The following is a 20,620-nucleotide window of genomic DNA, read 5'->3' as shown; positions in this document are numbered from 1 at the left end:
TTACGTCATTGGGCGAAGAAAAGGGAGTTTTTCTGCGTACTTTGTTAAGAGGAGCGGAACCAATACCCCTAAAACAGCCGGGGGAAAATACATTCCTACTCCTAAAAATAGATAACCGATCAATCGAAAGGATTCTGAGGCTTTTACATCTTTCCGCTGGAAGGCATTCATTCGTTCTATGAGGCGATGGTTTAAATCAAGCAAACTCCAGCCCACCAGCCCAATCATTTGAAGCATTAAACCAGGATATAGTCCATTTAATGCCACCGTTGCAACAAAATAGAGAAGAAATAGGACACAAGATCCCAGGGCTGCCCACCTAAAATAAGTTTGCCTCCACCCCTTTTCCTCAACTGGAAGAATATTTAACATGGGCTGTTCTCGAAACTGATCGACAAACAAGCTTGCGGCCACCTCGATATACACAAATATAGCAATAGGCAGCGTAATATACATCACCCAATCCGTTTGAATAGGTAAAATCACTATAATAGCAGCGCAGATCATCATCGTCTTCCACACATAACCAAATTGATGATGAAAGTAATAACGCCAAAGACGGTGATAGAGTTGATTAATACTTGTAAAACGCTGCTTCGCACGTCGAGTTCTCAGATAGGTTTGCAAAACCCCATAGCGTTTAGGAGGTTTTATATAGACCTTTGTCATTTGACTGATTAATTGAACGTTCCATACTCGAGCGTCGTTAACGTCCACGACACGTCCCCAATCTACGCCTTTCAAACCACGAGGAATAAGGTAAATATTTAAGCTGAGCAATAACAGACCCACGGTCAGACCTATGAATCCTTCCTGTATTCCAAAATTGATTGTTAGATAACGGAGGATTCCTATCAATAGAAAAAAAGTTCCTATCATAAGCAGATTTTTCCATCGAGAGAGTGAAAAAAGCTTCCACTGAACTAATATTGTTAAACTGAAAAACAAACTAAAAATCGCAGCTATATAAAATGTAAATGCAAACGTAAAAGGCGTCAGCCATCCAATGCCAAAAGCTAATAGAAAAGCACCGAGCGTATGAAAAAAACCTCTCACAATAGCGATATGCCAGAGCAAATGACTTCTCGGGTGAGGCAGCATGCTTATATTCATCTCGCTTGTTGTAAACGCAAGACCAGGGTGAAAGAAAGCCTGCACGCAAGCCCGAAGGACCAAAGCAAATGGCAGCACCCACACCCATTCTGCTACACTTAACTGCCAAGACTCAAGGAGCGGAATAAAGCGGTTAAGCCAGTCAGCCAGAATGAACAAGAACACGCAGCCAAGCACTCCAGCGTAGATAGCCAGCGTAAGATCAAACGTCAGCTGGAACGCTTGCTGATATAGCTTTCGCTTCTTCTTAAAGCGCTGGCTCCGGACCCATCTATATACTTCCCATGTCGAGAAATTCATAATGAACCTCTCCGATCCAGCTGTTCAAATTGTTCAATCGCCCCTGCAGAAGAAACTCTCCCATCTTTTAACATGACGAAATCATCTGCAAGGTCGTGTACTTTATCCAATTGGTGGGTGGTAAGCAATATGCTTGTTCCTTCATCTCTGCGTTGCTTTAAAAGCTGTTGTAAATAAGTACCTGCATATACGTCAAGCCCCATAAACGGTTCGTCAATAAGTAATAATGGAACATCAGGCAAAAGAGCACAGATGGTTTGTGCCTTCTGTCTCATTCCTTTGGATAACTCTTCAGGATAGTCATCAAGCTTATCCATCAGCTCAAAAGCCTCGGCATAGGTGTGAATACGCTCAATAAATAGGGGATCAGGAATGTCATAACTCTTTTGGTACAGTTGGAAGTGCTGGAAAATGGTTAATTCATTAAGAAGAAGCGGCTCTTCAGGGATATAGCTGAACTGATATTTATAATCGGATACGTGTTCATCTTGATCGATTCCGTCAATTATGATCGTTCCTTCTTTTTTCTCTATTGATCCAATGATCGCCTTCATCAAAGAAGACTTCCCAGCACCATTGTGTCCAACTAATGCTGTAATCCGTCCTTGCTTTACCTCAAACGTCACTTCACGTAAAATGGCAGCGTCCCTAATTGTAATGTGGCAATTACTTACTTTTAAAACAGATTGAATGTCCATTCTAATTCCTCCGCCTATCCATTTTCTTTTAATACGTATATGTCCGGGGATTGGTTTCAATCATTAAGGCAAAAGAAAAGAGCGGAAGGTAATAGATCCCTCCACTCTCTTAATTCCCGCTTATGACTGCTCTGTAACCTCAGTCAGCTGCTGAGAAGACGAAGCCACTTGGGCAACGGCATCATTAATTTCTTGGATAACTTGAGTAAATCCTTCCATCTCCTGTTCAATACCAGAATTGTACTGTTTGTTTTGGCCCATTGCCGCCACAATTTCAGTAAAGAAGTTGTTGATTTGATCCATATTTTCAGTACCCTCCACGATAAGCTGATCAATGTCTCCCACGTTATTGGAAACTTTATGAATCTGTCCGTTCGTTGACTGAATCAATTCGGAGACCTCGGATACTGAGCTCTTCGTTTGTTCTGATAGCTTTCGCACTTCATTAGCTACAACTGTAAACCCCGCTCCGTGTGCCCCCGCTCTAGCCGCTTCAATCGATGCATTTAGCGAGAGTAAATTTGTCTGTTCTGCAATAGAAGAAACGATCGTAACGATCTGACTAATCTCCTGAGCCGTACCTTTTAGTCTTTCCATTTCATTTGTAATTTGTTTAATGCTCTCTTGAATATGGTTCATTTGTTCTTGGTGTACCTCAAGCTGCTCTTTTCCTTCGGTGGATTGCCCTTCTACATTCTGAGCAATCTCCGTGCCTTTTTTAGAATCACCGAGGATTTTATCGCTCTGCTGGGTGAGCTGTTCCGTGGAAGCACTTGCTTGCTGTGAAATGGCCGCTAACTCCTCTGACATTTCATCGATCTTACGGTAAGCTTCTGCTTTTTTCACTGCTTCTTCTTCGCGAATCCGTTGATTTTCTTGTTCAAAAAGATCCAATACAATTTGCTGCTCAAGGTTAAATATTTTCGTAGTCGCCTGTATCGCTTTTCGGTACTCACTTCCATCTTTAATTTCCTGGTCATAAATCGAAAGGAGCGAGTTCAGCAAATCCTGAAAAGCGCACATATACCACTTAGGCTCCAGCCCGATTCTTACGTGCACTTCAGCGATGATTTTTCTTTTATTAATAAACTCTTTATCAATCACCCCATTAAACATTTCTTGAATGTGGGTCGTGAGCGTTTTTTTCAGCCGGTCCACTGAGCTGTTATTCGAAATGATTTTCATCAGCGATCCTTCGTGCTCTAAGTTCTTGTAAAACTGGGTCACAATAGTAGTTATGTGGTTCTTTACGATCGGCTGCAAAGATTTTAACACGGATAAGTCAGCCTCAGTTAATTCGATCATTTGAAGCTGTTTATGTAAATCAGACCCTCGTTCCATATGAATTCTGCCGCGTGAATCTGGGTCTAGTACCAGGATCGTTGCTTTAGTTTTCGTTTTAGTTGCGAATAACGGGAACATCTAATACCTCCATTACCTCTTCTCATTTCTTTATATATCGGTTGTAAAACTTGGAATCTTTAGGAATCCCTCCTAAATCTAAAACGTGTAAAAATTTATGAGTTCGTGTATGCTGAACGTGAAAAAAGTTTAAGGGGGAATGGGTGTGAGTACAATTGTTATTCATGGCTCTACGAGAGAAAATGGAAATACGGAATACTTAGCTAATCAGGCGGTTCATGATGATGCAGTTCATATATACTTAAGAAACCATCAAATCGACGGAATCATAGATGAACGTCACTCTGAACATGGGTTTAAGCCCATCGACGATGATCATCATCTTATTATCGATCAGATGCTGGCGCATAATGTGATCATTTTTGCTACCCCTATCTACTGGTACAGCATGTCCAGCATCATGAAAACCTTTGTGGACCGCTTCTCGCAACTTGTAAGAGAACCGGGCTATGAATCTTTTAAAGAGGACCTGCAACAAAAAGAGGTGTACGTCATCGCAGTGGGCGGTGATAACCCCAAAATTAAGGGACTTCCTCTTATCCAGCAATTTGAATACATTCTTCAATTCTTCGGCAGTTCACTTGCTGGATATTTATTAGGGGAAGCAGGTAAACCCGGAGAAATAAAAAACAATTCCCATGCTTTATCTGAAGCTCATTTACTAAAGAAAAAACTAAAGCGTCCTTAATTAAGGTTTACTAAAATATTGCTTGCTCAAGAAGGAGGAGGCTGGGACAAAACTGAATAAGGCATAATATAATCCGAACGATTTTATTGAAATCAGTTCGGATTATTTATGTGCCAAGAAAGGACTTTACCATCGCTCCGTCAAAATACTTCGCCGCGTGCGCACCGGGTACCAGGTACCGAAATTCACACTTGGCACTTCGCTCTTTTACAGCTTTTCGGTACCTGGTACCCTTATGGTCCCTCGCTGCAATAGAGCTGCTCCACTGTTGCGGTACGATTCAGCTTTATCGTTAGTTGTTTGACATCAAAGCTTTACTTATGTTCCAGCCTCCTCAGGCTGTCGAAAAAGCTTAGACGGATTTAATATGAGTTTATAGAAGGGTTCCTTCCTATTGGTATGGAGAAAAGGAACACGGGGAGCTCAGAACCGTCGTAGAGTGACTGCCCTGTTGCAAATGCTGCTTTCATAAGGGCCCAGCTTTAGTAAAAGATTTTTCCAGTGATCAATTTCGATAAAGGGTTGTAGGAAACGGCGACACTCCTAGGGGAGAGACGAATAAGGTGTGACCCCGGAAGGCTGATAAAGCCTGCGGAGGTCTTTTAGAGAGGAAGTTCGATTAAGTTCGGCACATCGTGTGCCAACATCGAACGACCCCACGTCGTGTGGGGCCTGGAAAGGGAGTCGTTTCCTACAACCCTTTTTTCTTCCTCATGCAACAAACGTTTACACTCTTGAGGCTAAGGTTTCTCTACAAGCTGAGAGGATCTTTTTTTAGAGATCCTCTCCTTCTTATAGATGACGCCATATGTTGTTAGGTGATATTTCTACGATCGGCCTTTTGTCTATCAGCCGCTCCCGAATCGGGTCAAGGATCTGCTTCTGCTTTTGGGTTAATGCTGTGACGTCCCACTTTTTATGTAAGACAGAATAAAGGGTGTAGTCCCGCAGCCTAAGAAAAAGCGTTACATGTTCTAACGTCTGTTTAGAAATAGTATTTTCCTTTCGATAACCCTTTATAAAATAAGTGAGCAGCGTTTCCATTTCAGAATGGCTGGCATTCGGATTTGCCCACTTTGTATAGTAAACGGGAATAGCTACATCATGAGCAAAATAACTATAACAGCTGTCATCAAAATCAAAAGGGTAAATGGTGTCCGCTTTCACAAAAAAATTACCAAAATGCAAATCCGAGTGAATTAACCCAAAGGTATCCCGACTCTCCGGCAGAGCCTGGATCGTCTGCTTCAGTTTTTGCCCTTCCTCTAAAATAGTAGAATGCTTTCCCTCTTTGATAAGGTAAGAAAAGTCGAGAAGATCGTCCTCCTCCCACCTCTTTCTTCGAACGGTTGGTGTAAAACTTTTGGCCAGGGCGTGCATGCTCCCTGTCATCTGCCCCCAGTTTTCAATCAGCTGAGGACGAATTTCAGAAGGATTCACTTGAACTGGCTGACCGGGCGCTTTTATAAAGAGACAGGCAAAAAAGGCAGAGTCCTCCACCTGAATGTCTTCTACCAGGTTTCCTTTAACAGAAGGTTTTGGAGAAGAAACAGCGATTCTATTCGATTCTAAATAGGTTAAGAATTCAAGTTCAGCTTCGACTTCTTTTTGCGTTCGATGGGAAGAATGAGTGAGCCGTAAAATAAAGGATTCATCATTTTTATTCACTTCAAGAACATAATTCTCAAAACTTCCTAATGTCTCTTTCACTTCAACGTTATATCGTCGGGCCGCTTCTTCTACCACCTCTTTAGTAAAAAGCCGTTCTACCCATTGCTCCATACATGAACCTCCCTCTTAAGCACCGCAGCACTTCTTGTATTTCTTTCCGCTTCCGCAAGGACACGGATCATTTTGTCCTGCTTTTTCAACCTTTTCAAAAGGTTTGCGGAGTGGAGGCTGACTCATCATGTCAAAGAATTGTTCTTCTCGGTCCTCCGCTTCACTTTTCCATAACATCAGGTCAGGATGCTCACGGTTAATGACTTTAAAATAGGCATAGGCTGTCTCGTCCATATCCACCATCCCAGAGAATACCCCTTCTTCCATGAAGGCTTCAACCTCTTGAATGGCTTCTTCTGAAAAATGAAGGCACATTCCTTCAACGATAAGCTCACGCAGTTCTAAGTCGTCTGCTGATTCTTCATATAAATTTCGTAAAGCGGCTAATGCATAATCGGTTTTAGTTTCACTAAGAAGTCCGATAGGATAAACGGAATCGTCTCCCTTACATAGAGGGTAAAGCTCATCCACCACAGCGTCTGATTGAAAATAATTGAGCGTATTGCCTGTTTCATCTACTATCAAATCCTCATCCACTGTAAGCAGCTTTGCTAATGTAGATACGTAACGATCATCAGGGAAGTAACGCAGCGCATAGATGTTTAATAAACCATTGTAGTCCAAGTACGGCGCCGACATGGACTCTTCCACGGCTCCGATGGCTTCTTCCTCTGTTAACCATTCACGCTTGATTAACTCGTCCATTGCACGTTTGGCAAAATCGTGGACCCTGGAGCTGTATTCCGCGGATAAGTCCTGAAGCAGATCAGCATAGATCATATAAAGCTCTTCTTCTTCAGACACGTTTCGAATCTTCTCATAAGACGTCCAATCTTTTTCAGGAATAAACGGCTCAAGCTCGCTCCTATGTTCAAACAATTTTTCCAATTCTACATTGGAAACAAGATTTAAATAATTCTTTCGCTCTTTCGTGTCAGCATCCTTAAGGCACTTGATCCATTCTCCGATTGAAGCTTCGCCAAAGGCTGCCTTTTCAATATTCGATAATACAGCCATTCGCCTTTCTTGCGACTGCCTGCTGTATTTTAGAAGCTCAGCTGTTATATCGTCCGGAACATAAGGGTAATTGCTGATCGAATACATCAAAACACGAAATACCGTGTCATCTTTTGTATGGATGTGATCTTTGATTCGCTGCAAAAATGAATGCATGGATGATCCTCCTACTCTAAAAACGTTCTTTTATTGATCATACCATTTCTATAGAATTTTTATTAATTCAGAAAAGAGAAAAGAGCCAGAGGACCAATCAAAAATTCCTCCGACTCTTTACACTTAACGTGGACCTCTTCGGCGATCTCTACCACGTGGCGGATTTTCGCCCCTGTTCTTCTTCCGTTAGATTGTTACCTTCCTCTGTTGAGGCAAACCCACATTGGGGCTTAAATGAAGCGGGTCTTTCGAAAAAGAATGTACTGCTTCCTCGAGTTGATTCTTAATCCGTTCCATTCTTCAAGCTCTGGACTTGCCCAAGTTGATCCTTGAACACCACCTTAAGCAAGCATTTTAACGTCCATATTTCCCAAACATCTAACACACCATTGGTGGTATCATAATATTATGACTATTCAGAATTCTAATGAATCTCTGAGTAACAAATTAAAGGAGGACTTTGATGCGTAAACACATGTGGAAAGTAGCCGGGTTTATTTTTATCTTTGCTTTAGCTTTTACATTCAGTAACATAGCCCAAGCTTCAGCTGAAAAAGCGGCTGAGCAAAAGGCAGTAGTAGAAGAATACTTAATAGGTTTTAAATCAGAAGTGAACCAAAATGCCGTAAAAGGAGCGGGAGGCAAAGTACTTCATGAATATGAGTATATGAATGTCGTACATGCCAAGCTGCCGGAACAAGCAGTAAAAGCCTTATCCAATAACCCTAATGTGGCGTATGTAGAGAAAGATCATGTTGCACAAGCGACTAGTCAAACGACTCCCTATGGGATCTCACATATTAATGCAGATGATGTACAAGCTCAAGGAACGACTGGGAATGGTGTAAAAGTAGCTGTACTGGACTCTGGAATTGATGGAACCCATGAAGATTTAAATGTAGCTGGCGGAGAGAGTTTTGTCAGCGGCGAACCTAATCCATTAGTGGATGGAAACGGTCATGGTACACACGTGGCTGGGACTGTCGCAGGTGTAGATAATTCACTAGGTGTGCTAGGTGTAGCACCATCTGCTGAACTGTACGCCGTTAAAGTATTAAGCAGTGAAGGCAGTGGCTCATACAGCGGAATCGCTCAAGGGATTGAGTGGGCGATTAGCAACGACATTGACATTATTAACATGAGCCTGGGTGGAAGCCGCGGATCAGCCACTTTAGAACAAGCGGTTAACAATGCTGATAACCAAGGTGTATTAGTAGTTGCTGCTGCAGGAAATGAAGGATCTAAAGGGAAGAAAAACACCATCGGTTACCCCGCTAAATATGACGCTGCGATGGCTGTTGGTGCCGTAGACGATGCAGATAATAGAGCTTCCTTTTCCAGTGTTGGGGATGAACTTGAAGTAATGGCTCCTGGAGTAGATATTTTAAGTTCTGTACCAGGAAATGATTATGAGCGCTTTAACGGTACTTCCATGGCAAGCCCGCATGTCGCAGGTGCAGCTGCTTTACTATTAGCAGATGATTCTGGATTGACTAATGATGAGATCAGACAAACATTAATAGACACAGCTGTTCCTCTTGGTGATTCCTTCTTATATGGAAGCGGAGTAATCGATGTGCAAGCTGCTGTTCAATAATATTCAAAAAGCTCTGCCTATCATAGGCCGAGCTTTTTTTCTTGCCGCCAGGAGCGAATGCCCCTTGAGGCCACTGAAAAAGTCTTCTTTAATTTAAATGAACTGTTAAAGTTTGTTGTTGATTTCTCACAAATCGCTTATCGGTGGATGCTTGCCGCGGGCACGGCCTCAGCTTCCTCTCACGGGGTACCAGGTACCGAAATTCAAACTTGGGACTTCGCTCTTTTATAGCTTTTCGGTACCTGGTACCCTTATGCTCCCTCGCTGCAATAGAGTTGCTTTAAAATTCCTTTTCCATAACCGCAAATGATAATCTTTTCCTTTTTTAAATTAAATATATGACAAATGTCATACTCGTAACCTGACGTTTATGTCTTACAACTCTTATACATTTCTTCTAACATATGAAGTACGAATTAATCGAACGTATAAGAGGAGTAATTATAATGAGCCAACATAAACAAAAAGAGTTGAAAAAGAATGTAGCATCTTTTGCGAAACCTGATAATTCAGTTGGGATTCGCCAGTTAATCAATACACTTGTTCCTTTTTTCTTACTTTGGTTTGCTGCCTATCAAAGCCTGGCTGTATCCGTCTGGCTCGCTGTTCCTTTAGCTATGCTAGCTGGAGGATTCGTGATTCGGATCTTTATTATTTTCCATGATTGTACCCATATGTCTTTCTTTAATAACCAAAAAGCGAACCGGATTGTTGGGACGATCACTGGAATTATTACTCTTTTCCCTTTTGAAAAATGGAAACGGGATCACTCGATTCACCATGCAACCAGTAGTAATTTAGATAAACGAGGCACGGGTGATGTATGGGTAATGACGGTCGATGAGTATATAGAGGCTTCATTCTGGGGTCGCCTGGCTTATCGCCTCTACCGTAATCCGATCGTCATGTTTGGATTAGGTCCCCTTTATCTATTTTGTATTTCCAACCGTTTTAACCGAAAAGGGGCAAAGCGTAAGGAAAGGTTAAATACACATGTAACAAATGTTTCAATTACGGCGATTTACGCTCTCCTCATATGGGCAATCGGCTGGCAAGCATTCCTAATTATTCAGCTTCCGATTCTTTACGTTTCCGGGGCGCTTGGAATATGGTTATTTTACGTCCAGCATCAGTTTGAAGATTCTTATTTTGAGGATGAATCAGAGTGGGATTTTGTTAAAGCAGCAGTTGATGGAAGTTCTTACTACAAGCTTCCAAAAATTCTGCAGTGGGTATCGGGAAGTATTGGCTTCCACCATGTCCACCATTTAAGTCCAAGGGTGCCGAATTATAAACTAGAGGAAGCTCATGAATCTACGCCTCCTCTACAAAAAGCAACAACCATCACCCTTCTTTCGAGCTTAAAGTCCATTCGCTTCCGTCTATATGATACGACGAACAAGACCTTTGTCAGCTTTAAAGAGGTAAAGCCGCTTCTTCAAAGGTCAGATCTACAAATGAATCATAAACGTCCAAGCTTCCAAGATAAATAATAATGCACAGAAACCCTATTCTCATTGCATCGAATAGGGTTTCTTTTGTTAGAATAGGATTAACGAAGCAAATGGCGATGTAAAGGAGAAGTATATGCAGAATTGGTATCAAATCATTCCGAAAAACACAGGTTTAAGCTCTTACATATGGATTATCTTTTGTTTATTGCCCTTCTTCTTTATATTTAGATCTTCCTCGGTCATTGAAATCATTTTCGGGATTTTTATGATCATACTTTTTTTCCTAGCCTATCGCCTTTCTTTTATTTCCCACAACCGAATGGTTTATGTGTGGGTCAGTATTGAGATGGCGATCAGCATTATATTGACGCTCTTATTCGGATATATTTATTTCGCTTTATTTCTAGCGTTTTTTATAGGAAACATTCAAAAATTGAGTGGATTTCTAACGTTATACATTGTCCACCTGGTGACGACAGTGGGGGCGATTACTCTTTTATTCTTCATGCAAAATGAAGCGCTGTTTCCTCAACTTCCTTTTATCATCATCTGCCTGATTGGTGTCATACTGCTGCCATTTACGATGTATTATCGCATTAAGCGTGAGAAGCTTGAAGACCAGTTAGAAGATGCAAACGAAAAGATTTCACAGCTGATGGTCATTGAAGAGAGAGAACGGATTGCTCGTGACCTTCATGACACACTTGGTCAAAAACTTTCTCTTATCGGATTAAAAAGTGATCTAGCCGGGAAGTTAATGGATAAAAATCCAACGGCAGCTCAAAATGAAATTCAAGACATTCGACAAACGGCTCGCACGGCGTTAAAAGAAGTTCGTGAAATGGTCTCTAACATGAGAGGGTCGAAGTTACAGGATGAACTCATTCGTGTACAACAGATCTTAGAAGCTGCGGAAATTGAATTTAGTACAGAAGGAAATCCCGATCTTAAGAACACCCCCCTTCTCGTCGAAAATGTTCTCAGCATGTGTTTAAAAGAAGCCGTTACAAATGTAGTAAAACACAGCCAAGCTTCCTCCTGTCACATCTTCATCAACCAATCACCAAATGAAGTACTTTTACAAATTAGTGATGATGGGGTAGGAGTTTCTGATAAAGTGCATACGGTAGAAGGACACGGTCTCCAGGGGATGCGAGAACGACTGGAGTTCGTTAATGGCAACTTAGAAATCATATCATCTAACGGCACAAAACTAACGATTCGAGTACCGAATGTAATCCAACAACCAAAACAGGAGGGTATGGCGTGATACGTATCGTTATCGCTGAAGATCAGCGCATGCTGCTTGGGGCACTTGGCTCCCTGCTTGATTTAGAGGAAGATATGGAAGTCGTCGGAACAGCTCATAACGGAGAGGAAGCCTGTGATCTCGTGAAACAGCTTCAGCCCGACATTTGTATAATGGATATTGAAATGCCCGTAAAAAGTGGGCTAGACGCTGCGGAAGAACTAAAAAATGAGCCTTGTAAAATTATTATTTTAACAACGTTTGCTAGAGCCGGATACTTTGAACGTGCGCAAAAAGCCAGTGTAAGCGGCTATTTATTAAAAGACAGCCCGAGCGAAGATCTCGCCAACTCCATCCGAACGATCATGGACGGCAAGAGAATTTTCGCCCCTGAGTTAGTCGATATGGCCTTTGGCAACGAAAACCCTTTAACCGAGAGAGAAAAACAAGTGGTCCAGCTTATTGCAGACGGGAAGAATACAAAAGAAATATCTAAGCAGCTATTCATCACAACAGGAACCGTCCGAAATTACATTTCTGTCATTTTAGATAAGCTCGAAGTAAGCAACCGTATTGAAGCCGTATCCCGCATGAAGGAAAAGGGATGGTTTAAATAATAAAGCAGCCGATTTGGTGCTCAGCTTGCAGAAAAATCCCTGGTTTTCCGCAAGCTTTTTTCTTGCCGCCATGAGCGAAGGGCCCCTTCCCTTTACGCGGACGAGCGCCCAAGCTTCCTCGCGACACTCACGCTCGGTGATCTCGGCTCACTCGTTCTTCCGCAGGAGTGGAAGGGGCCCTTCGCTCCTTGGTCATTCTTTAAGACAGAAAAAGACTCTTCTTCACTTCGCTTACCTTGATTATAATCTCCATTTTTTTAATGGCACAAAACTAGCACCGTCTCTATCGATTCTATCTCCAGGATAACAAATGAAAAAGACAAAAAAGAAAACTGGAAAGACAGACTGTCGAGAACTTACTCAACAGCCTGCCGATTTGGATGCTTTTTTATTCTTTTTCATATTCTTCAAGCATAATAATCCGCTCCATCATCGTTGGGTGACCGTAGCGGAAAAATTTCACGAGTGCTGGAGGATTCACTTCACTGCGACCATTGATCGTCAACTGCTGAAAAGAACCGATGGCCGCTTCCCGATCAGGCATCATTTCAATGGCATATTCATCTGCCGCTCGCTCTGCCTGACGAGAAATGGCTGACTCAGCAGGAGTAGAAATGATCGATAAAACCGTCAATAGTAAAAATAAAACAGGAAGAGAAGAAATATCGGAAACACTTTTCACACCAAACTCGTCTCCCCACTTGCGAATGACGACATGTAACAGGCGATACGTTAGATATAAGCCCGCTAGACTGGAAAGAATCACACCTCCTAAATTCATGTACAAGTGGTTCATTACGTAATGCCCAATCTCATGAGCCATGATAAACAAGGTCTCGCCCTCATCGAGTTGATTAAGTGTCGTGTCCCACAGCACAATGCGTAAATTAGAACCAATGCCATTAACGTATGCATTCATAGCATTCGTTTTCTCTGACATATTCACCTCAAATACACGATCGGCTGGTATATCAGCCTGGTGAGCTAAGGCTAAGATTTTTTCTTCTAACACTGGGTCCTTAAGCTCGGTAAACTCATTGTATAAAGGATCGATCCATACAGGCTGAATATACATCATGAAGGTGAAAAACGGAATGAGCAGGAGCCAGGCGTAAAGCCACCATCTTTTTTGGGCCTTTTTCATAAGAATATAAAGCACAGTAATTAAAAGCCCCATGATGATGAACCCGACCCAAAAACTAATGAGCTCATCTCTCATCCAGCTAGAAAAATTCTGGGTCGAGATCCCATACTGTGAGGATAAGCGATAACCTATATAATCAAGTGGGAAACTAATTAACCATACAACCGTTGAAAGCAGCAATACGTAAATGGGAATCTTTATAAAAGATAATTTGGAGACCCGTTCCCCAAACCGCTTAAAAATGGGAGACCAGCCAAATACGAGCACAGCTATGTATATAAGGATTTCAAAGGGCAATCCAATAAAATAAAGCAGGTTACGGTATTGCGAATATTCTTGACTCAGCGCCATTTCTTGAGCTGTCATAAATGTAAGCGGATCTGCCGCAGATCCTTTGTAGGCTTGTGGAACGTCTGGACTCGTCCAATGAAACAAATACAGATAGACTAAAAGCACATATACCGGAAACAATACGAGCGTACTTAAGACTAAGCGCTTTTTCATTCTTTTTCCTCCACCCATTTTTCTACTCTTTACTACTTGTACGATTTCTTCTTTTATTTATACCACTCTTTCCAAATTAAAATGAGTGATTTCAATAAAAAAAGAAAAGACGGGCGCCTTTCCTCAGCTTGTAAAAACCCCCATGTTTCTCTGAGGCCACTGAAAAAGTCTTTTCTAATTTGAATTTCACGAATCGCTTTTCGGTGGATGCTTGCCGCGGGCACGGCCTCAGCTAACTGGTCAAGAAGTTCACTTGACCAAATGGATCTTCGGCTCGCGCTGTTCCCGCGACGCACCGGACGTGCTAGTGTCGATGTTGGCCATAGGACGTAGCCGGTTTTAATTGACCAGGCGTCACCACCGAACGCTTATCGTGGCATCAACAGAGATCAATTTAAAAACCCATTCGTATGTCACAAGGCATCCGTCATCCCCCTGTTCGTCACCATTCCAAGTTTATTACGTCGATCTCCCTATTATTGAATTAAGCATAGAACAAATAAGAAGAACAAATTTCAGAAAAAAATCAAAAAATAAAGCTGCCGAGATCAATCTCGGCAGCCTGAGAAAAGGGAGTGCCCTTCCTCTTTTTATGCTACTTCACGAGCCTCACGCTTCTTCCTGCGGTGACGGACAACATTAATCTCTGCCCCAATCATTAAGATCATACCCGTGATAAAGAACCAAAGCATGAGGATGATGATCCCCCCAAGGCTTCCATACGTTGCCGAGTAGTTCGCAAAATTACTCACGTAAAAGGAGAAGATAAGCGAAACAACCTGCCACAACACCGCCGTGATGATGGCTCCTGGTAAGATTTCTTTGAATGGAAATGTTTTGTCCGGCGCAAAGTGATAAAGGGCCATTAGCGTTCCAGCCATAACGATGATACTGACTGCCCAGCGCAAGACTTGGAAAAGGATGACTGTTTGTTCTGGTAAGTTCAGAACTTCTCTTAAAGTAGAAATGATGACATCCCCGAAAATAGGTAAAGCCAGCGCGACAGCAATAGATACAATCATTCCGATCGTAAGTATGATCGATAGAAGTCTTACTTTAATAAACGAACGTGACTCCTCTACATTATAAGCAATGTTAGAAGCCTGGATGAAAGCATTCACCCCGCTGGATGCTGACCACAATGTACCTAGAATACCCACCGTCAACAAGCCGCCGTTCGGCTGTTCTACGAGTTCTACAATATTTTCTTCAAAAATATCAGATGCCTGGCCTGGTACAACATTTTGTACAAATCCCATGGCATCTTCAGCGCTTATGTTCAGATAAGGTAAAATAGATAAAAGCAAAATAACTAAAGGAAAAATCGCTAACAAATAATAAAATGCTTGTGCTGCCCCCAGCAACGGCACATTATCCTTCTGAAATTCAGCGAATACTTCCTTTCCATAGTTGATTATTTTTTTCATAGATAGGGGACCTCCTAAAATCCTGTTGTATAGGACTATCCCCGTTCAGTATCTTTTTCTAACCTATCATTGTAAAATAATGGCCCATTCACGGAATTGTAATATATTACTTCCGCTTAAAACGGCTGCCTTTGCTTCTTTTCTTAAGCTGGTTTCGCTTGTCTTTCACCTTTTTTTCCTGAGCAGCCGCTGCTTCAGGATCTTGCTTAATCGAAGTCACCTGATCCCCTTCTATCGTCACTTCAAACCAATCATTCGGCTTACTTCCTTTAGGAAGGTCGTCTTTATTTAAAACAAATTCCTTATGATGATCTTCCACAAGAAGAACAGCATATTTCCCTTCTTCTAATCGATCAAACACAGCTTTCATACATTACCCTCCTACACAAGCAACACCTTGTGCTTTGATTTCATCTATTCTAGCTGGGCCAATTCCATTAATTTTAGTGAGATCATCAACCGATTGGTAAGGTCTTAACTCAATCAAGTCTTCGGCACGCGCAGGACCAATTTGCGTAATTTCCTGTACCTCTTCTATTGAAGCACTATTAATATCCACACAGTTCCCAGTCGGCTCTGCTGCCTCTTGCTCTTCTTCCGCTTCTCCTTCTGAAGATTCTACATCACTTTCTGATTCTTCTTCACTAGCAGATGTAACGTTCCCTTCTTTTTCCGTCGTTATGTCATAGTTTTCTCCATCTGTTGTAACTTCGACCGTCCCGTGCACGTCTGTTCCATACAGCTCTATTCCTGCCTCTTGTACTCTTTGAACAACCTCTGCACTTGGATGACCGTATTGATTGCTTTCTCCTGCGCTGTAAATCGCTGCCTCGGGGTCTACGGCTTGTAAAAATGCTGCACTAGTAGAAGTGGAGGATCCGTGATGACCCAATTGTAAAATTTCCGCCTCCACATTTGCCGCTCCATTCAACATTCGCGACTCCTCTTCCGCTTCAGCATCCCCTGTGAAAAGAAAATCGACTTCTCCATACGACATTTTAAATGAAAGAGATTCTCTATTTGTGTTTCCAGTTACAGTCTCTGGATAAAGAGTTTCTATAGTTAACGGGCCAATATCAAACGTGTCCCCTGCTCTCGGTTCATCGTATTCTGTACCAGAGCTTTCAATGCTATCAAGCACCCGCTCATACGTCTCAGATGTACTCTCATTTCCTGACATCCACACTTCACCCACGTTAAACCGGCTGATGACTTGATCCATCTGACCAATGTGATCGGCATCTGGATGTGTGCCTACAGCGATATCGATTTGCTCAATATTCCGGCTATGTAAATAGTTAATGACATTGTCACTATTCCAGTTTCCGGCGTCGATCAGAATACGAACCGGCTGTCCGTTATCTTCAAACTCAAGTAACGTAGAATCCGCCTGGCCGGCATCAATAAAGTGAGCTGTCAGTTCTGAAGAAATTTCTTCTTTTTCCGGCTGTTCTTCCTCTGTCTCTTGAACCTGCTCTTCTTCTGGTTCTTCCGTTTTTTCCGATACTTCTTCTAAATCTTCATCAGGTGACTGGGATTCCTCTTCCTCAGCTTCTTTCTCTGCTTCACTCTCTTCTTCTGATTCATTCTCGTCTGTCTCCTCAGACTCTTGAATGTCTTCTGCCTGTTTCTCTTCCTCGTGCTCAGTCTGCTCTTCCTGCGCCTCTTGCTCGTCGACCGAGCCTGTTGATTCTTCGCCACATCCTCCAGCCATGAACAATGTGAGGGCGCTAAAAAAGATAAAAAATGAATTTTTGAACATACCGCACCTCCTATTTTCCTTATTTTATCATAGGAAAAATTAAATTTTTCCATATAAAGGAGATGGATTTTTTAGAATTAACATCTTAAATGTACAAACCCCTCTCTATCTCACTGAATAGAATAGTAAGGAAAGGAGGAGTCATCATGGAGTGGGAAAGCAAGAATAAAAGAAGGTCCGCACAGGACAAACTTGATTCTTTCTCTCAACGCTGCTGTGTCAAATTGAAACCGAAGCGCAAATGCTGTTGCTGCTGTCACTGCAAACATCATCACCATAGAGAGGAATAACCTCTAGTGTACCTGGTACACAAATGCACCCTTGCTGTACCTGGTACGCATTATATGCAAGCGAGTGCACAATTTCACAAGGCAAGTTTGCACAACTTTATATCTAATTTTTACAATATTCTGGATATACAGTTGTTTTTTAACGAACATTAATTATATAATTAGTGCAAGCGGTTTCATAAAAATGTGAAAAGAAAATCTAAGTACATTTCAGTTTTTGCAGTAGCCATTGGTTTAAGTTTCATTCCTTTTGTTTCTGGAGATTTAAAAGCTGAAGAAGGAGAAGATACAGTACGCATCCATTATGATCGGGCGGATCAAAGCTACAACGATTGGGGGCTTTGGCTATTTGAAGATGTTGCTACGCCTTCTGACCAAGCGGGCGCTTGGCCCACAGGAGCCACTAATTTCTCAGACGAGCAGATTGGTGAAAGTGGAGCTTATATGGACGTGGAACTAACGGAGGATGCTGAAGATATTGGGTTTGTAGTCGTGAATACAGAAAATGAGGACAAGGACGGCAATGATAAAATCTTTGGCAGCATTGATGAGTATGATGACCTTTATATTCGTGAAGGAGATGACACGGTCTATACAAATCCTGAATATTTACCTGAGATCGGTCTTAACTCAGCGGAGCTTATAAACGAGAATACCTTAGAAATACTTTTCTCTTCGACAGAAGGATTAACAAAGGAAGCTCTTCAAGAAGGGTTAACCATCAAGGATCAGAATGGCGAGGAAATTGCATTTGAAAAAGTGACGATTCATGAAGATGGCAAAGTAGAAATTAGCGGTACATTTGATGTGGAAGCCGCTCCTTACGAAATTACATTTAACGAGAAGTCGACGAAAGCCAATGTAAGCTGGCGCTACATCGATGATACATATGCCTATGATGGAGACCTAGGTATGGATCTTCAAGAAGACGGCAGTGCCAACCTTAAATTTTGGTCACCTGGAGCTGACCACGTCTCTGTAAAACTTTATGACAAGGATAATCAAGATGAAGTCGTAGAGAATGTTGACATGAACTTAGAAGATCGCGGTGTTTGGAACGTGACGCTTGATGAGAGCAATACCGGGGTCGATGACTTAACAGGATATTACTATCACTTAGAAATTGAACGTGAGGGCGAAACGAAAACCGGTTTAGACCCTTACGCTAAATCCATGGCCAAATGGAATAATGAAGGCGATGACCCGATTGGAAAAGCAGCGATTGTCGATCCATCCTCCATTGGTCCAGCATTAGATTATGCTGAGATTGATGGGTATGATAAACGCGAGGATGCTATTATTTATGAAGTCCACGTACGTGACTTTACTTCTGATCCGAGCATTGAAGACGAATTGGATGCTCAATTTGGAACGTTTGAAGCTTTTATTGATAAGCTTGATTACATTGAAGATTTAGGAGTCACTCATATTCAACTGCTTCCCGTGATGAGCTATTTCTTTGGTGATGAAGGGGCTAGCGCAGAGCGTATGCTCGACTACGATTCTGATGACAACAATTATAACTGGGGTTACGATCCACAGAGCTATTTCTCCCCTACAGGCATGTATTCTGAGAATCCTGATGATGCGGAACTTAGAATCCAAGAGCTTAAGCATTTAATTGATGAAATTCATAAGCGCGATATGGGTGTAGTATTAGACGTCGTCTACAACCATACGGCTGATGTTGGTATTTTTGAAGACTTAGTTCCAAACTACTATCACTTTATGGATGCAGACGGTACCCCACGAACAAGCTTTGGGGGCGGCCGCTTAGGTACGACCCATGAAATGTCTCGTAAAGTTTTAGTCGATTCCATTAACTATTGGGTCGATGAATTTAAAGTAGACGGATTCCGCTTTGATATGATGGGCGATCACGATGCCGAAAGCATTCAAACCGCTTATGATGAAGCAAAAGAATTAAACCCGAACATTTTAATGATCGGGGAAGGCTGGAGAACTTACGCTGGCGATGAAAATGGCGGTAATGTCCAGGCAGCTGACCAGGACTGGATGAAGGATACGGAGAGTGTCGGCGTTTTCTCTGATGATTATCGTAATGAGTTGAAATCCGGATTTGGCAGTGAAGGCGAAGCACGCTTTTTAACTGGAGGTCCACGTAACGTGCAGCAGATTTTTGATAACGTCACAGCAAAACCTCACAACTTTGAAGCGTCAGATCCTGGAGATGTGGTTCCTTATATCGCAGCTCACGATAATTTGACCCTTCATGACGTAATTGCCCAATCCATTAAAAAGGACCCTGACGAGCACGAAGAAGAAATACACGAACGAATTCGTCTCGGCAACTCTATGGTGTTAATGTCTCAAGGTACAGCTTTCCTTCATGCAGGTCAAGAATTTGGCCGCACGAAGCAATTTAGAGCAGAAACAGATGAAGCGCCTTACAAATCAACATACATGGAAGACGAAGAGGGCGAACCTTTCAACTACCCTTATTTCATTCATGATTCTTATGATTCAACGGATGCGATTAATATGATTGATTGGGAAAAAGCGACGAATTCCGATGAATACCCGATCCACAATTTAACTCGTGAATATACGACTGGTTTAATTGAGCTGCGCCGCTCTACAGATGCCTTCCGGTTAGGTACGATGGACGAGGTGGATGAGAATGTGACGAAGATTGATGTTCCTGAGATTGAGGAAAACGATTTGGCTCTTGCTTATAAAGCCAAATCTACAGACGATACAGGTAACTATTTTGTATTCGTAAATGCGGATGAAGAAGAGCGCACCTTTACGATGGAAGATTACAATTTAGCTCCTGGCAAAGTCATTGTAGATGACGATGAAGCAGGAACCGACAAAGTAAATGAACCGACTGGATTTAGTAAAAATGCGAACGAAATTACGATTGATCCTTTAACAACGGTGGTCGTAAAATGTGAGCCACAAGGAAACGGAAACGATCCATGTGAAAAGCCTGGTAAAGGGAAAAACTAAAAGATAACAAAAGAAAGCTCCGCATTAGCGGAGCTTTTCAGCTTGTAGAGAATCACCATATTTTCTGCAAACTTTTTTCTTGCCGCCAGGAGCGCAGGCCCTTCCCTTTCCGCGGACGAGTGCCCGAGCTTCCTCGCAAAACCCACGCTCGGCGATCTCGGATCACTCGTTCTTCCGCAGGAGTGGAAGGGTCCAGGCTCCTTTGAATTTCCTTAAGTCAGGAAAAGACACTTAATAGTCTTTTTCCTATCTTGACAGGCATGTCATCAGCGCCTGTTTCTGGCTTTTTCTTTTCCATGAAAGCTACAATAGAGCAGCTCGCACTGTTCTTTTGTAGGCAACAAGCCCTGAAAGCTTCATCGAATTCTCACTTTTCCAAAAGTCCCTCAGGTTGGAAAGAACGGAAAAAGTGATGACCGAACAGACA

16 protein-coding genes are annotated in these 20,620 nt (G+C 42.2%); 7 read left to right on the top strand and 9 right to left on the bottom strand.

What is annotated here, in order from left to right; genetic code table 11:
- The 3 genes from IEV27_RS08925 to IEV27_RS08915 all read right to left on the bottom strand — a co-directional run bounded on the left by IEV27_RS08925 (position 1) and on the right by IEV27_RS08915 (position 3,533).
- Positions 1-1,413 (bottom strand): hypothetical protein, encoded by a 1,413-nt coding sequence (locus IEV27_RS08925; RefSeq protein WP_188377119.1) that lies wholly within the window; start codon positions 1,411-1,413, stop codon positions 1-3.
- On the bottom strand, positions 1,410-2,111 hold the full coding sequence (locus tag IEV27_RS08920; protein WP_188377118.1) for an ABC transporter ATP-binding protein: 702 nt from the start codon (positions 2,109-2,111) through the stop codon (positions 1,410-1,412). The genes IEV27_RS08925 and IEV27_RS08920 overlap by 4 nt, the downstream gene beginning before the upstream one ends.
- Before the next feature lie 120 nt (positions 2,112-2,231).
- Complete coding sequence (locus IEV27_RS08915; protein ID WP_188377117.1) at positions 2,232-3,533, bottom strand: globin-coupled sensor protein; 1,302 nt, start codon at positions 3,531-3,533, stop codon at positions 2,232-2,234.
- A gap of 145 nt (positions 3,534-3,678) precedes the next feature.
- Here IEV27_RS08915 and IEV27_RS08910 point away from each other — a divergent pair, with 145 nt between their 5' ends.
- On the top strand, positions 3,679-4,221 hold the full coding sequence (locus IEV27_RS08910; RefSeq protein ID WP_188377116.1) for a flavodoxin family protein: 543 nt from the start codon (positions 3,679-3,681) through the stop codon (positions 4,219-4,221).
- Between the two features lie 792 nt (positions 4,222-5,013).
- On the opposite strand, the gene IEV27_RS08905 is transcribed toward IEV27_RS08910, so the two are convergent.
- Together IEV27_RS08905 and IEV27_RS08900 are read right to left on the bottom strand one after the other, a co-directional pair.
- Positions 5,014-6,003, bottom strand: a complete 990-nt coding sequence (locus tag IEV27_RS08905; protein WP_188377115.1) for a phosphotransferase enzyme family protein — start codon at positions 6,001-6,003, stop codon at positions 5,014-5,016.
- Between the two features lie 15 nt (positions 6,004-6,018).
- Entirely contained in the window at positions 6,019-7,176 is a 1,158-nt protein-coding gene (locus tag IEV27_RS08900; RefSeq protein WP_188377114.1) for a YecA family protein, read from the bottom strand.
- 460 nt (positions 7,177-7,636) lie between these two features.
- Here IEV27_RS08900 and IEV27_RS08895 point away from each other — a divergent pair, with 460 nt between their 5' ends.
- The 5 genes from IEV27_RS08895 (at position 7,637) to IEV27_RS08875 (ending at position 12,093) form a co-directional block, all read left to right on the top strand.
- A complete protein-coding gene (locus tag IEV27_RS08895; RefSeq protein WP_373868084.1) occupies positions 7,637-8,773 on the top strand; it encodes a S8 family peptidase in 1,137 nt (378 codons plus the stop codon).
- 57 nt (positions 8,774-8,830) lie between these two features.
- Positions 8,831-9,004, top strand: a complete 174-nt coding sequence (locus tag IEV27_RS08890; protein ID WP_188377112.1) for a hypothetical protein — start codon at positions 8,831-8,833, stop codon at positions 9,002-9,004.
- Between the two features lie 215 nt (positions 9,005-9,219).
- Positions 9,220-10,266: a Delta(5) desaturase DesA gene (gene desA, locus IEV27_RS08885; RefSeq protein ID WP_188377111.1), complete on the top strand. Its 1,047-nt coding sequence runs from the start codon at positions 9,220-9,222 to the stop codon at positions 10,264-10,266.
- A gap of 94 nt (positions 10,267-10,360) precedes the next feature.
- Positions 10,361-11,497: a sensor histidine kinase gene (locus IEV27_RS08880; protein WP_188377110.1), complete on the top strand. Its 1,137-nt coding sequence runs from the start codon at positions 10,361-10,363 to the stop codon at positions 11,495-11,497.
- Positions 11,494-12,093 carry a response regulator transcription factor gene (locus tag IEV27_RS08875; RefSeq protein ID WP_188377109.1) on the top strand — a complete coding sequence of 200 codons (600 nt, stop codon included), beginning with the start codon at positions 11,494-11,496 and terminating at the stop codon, positions 12,091-12,093. The genes IEV27_RS08880 and IEV27_RS08875 overlap by 4 nt, the downstream gene beginning before the upstream one ends.
- Positions 12,094-12,481: 388 nt before the next feature.
- On the opposite strand, the gene IEV27_RS08870 is transcribed toward IEV27_RS08875, so the two are convergent.
- The 4 genes from IEV27_RS08870 to IEV27_RS08855 form a co-directional block, all read right to left on the bottom strand.
- Positions 12,482-13,741 (bottom strand): M48 family metallopeptidase, encoded by a 1,260-nt coding sequence (locus IEV27_RS08870; RefSeq protein WP_188377108.1) that lies wholly within the window; start codon positions 13,739-13,741, stop codon positions 12,482-12,484.
- Positions 13,742-14,331: 590 nt separating this feature from the next.
- Entirely contained in the window at positions 14,332-15,168 is an 837-nt protein-coding gene (locus tag IEV27_RS08865) for a YihY/virulence factor BrkB family protein (protein WP_188377107.1), read from the bottom strand.
- 106 nt (positions 15,169-15,274) lie between these two features.
- Positions 15,275-15,538 carry a DUF3006 domain-containing protein gene (locus tag IEV27_RS08860; protein WP_188377106.1) on the bottom strand — a complete coding sequence of 88 codons (264 nt, stop codon included), beginning with the start codon at positions 15,536-15,538 and terminating at the stop codon, positions 15,275-15,277.
- A 3-nt stretch (positions 15,539-15,541) separates the two neighbouring features.
- Positions 15,542-16,930: an MBL fold metallo-hydrolase gene (locus IEV27_RS08855; protein WP_229735029.1), complete on the bottom strand. Its 1,389-nt coding sequence runs from the start codon at positions 16,928-16,930 to the stop codon at positions 15,542-15,544.
- A 476-nt stretch (positions 16,931-17,406) separates the two neighbouring features.
- On the opposite strand from IEV27_RS08855, the gene IEV27_RS08850 reads away from it, so the two are divergent.
- Positions 17,407-20,193, top strand: a complete 2,787-nt coding sequence (locus IEV27_RS08850) for a pullulanase (protein ID WP_188377105.1) — start codon at positions 17,407-17,409, stop codon at positions 20,191-20,193.
- Positions 20,194-20,620: the final 427 nt, after the last annotated feature.

This window comes from Halobacillus andaensis (genome assembly GCF_014636475.1).
GTDB lineage: Bacteria > Bacillota > Bacilli > Bacillales > Halobacillaceae > Halobacillus_A > Halobacillus_A andaensis.
The sequence above is the reverse complement of the archived record's forward strand: the minus strand, read 5'-3'. Positions and strand labels throughout refer to the sequence as shown.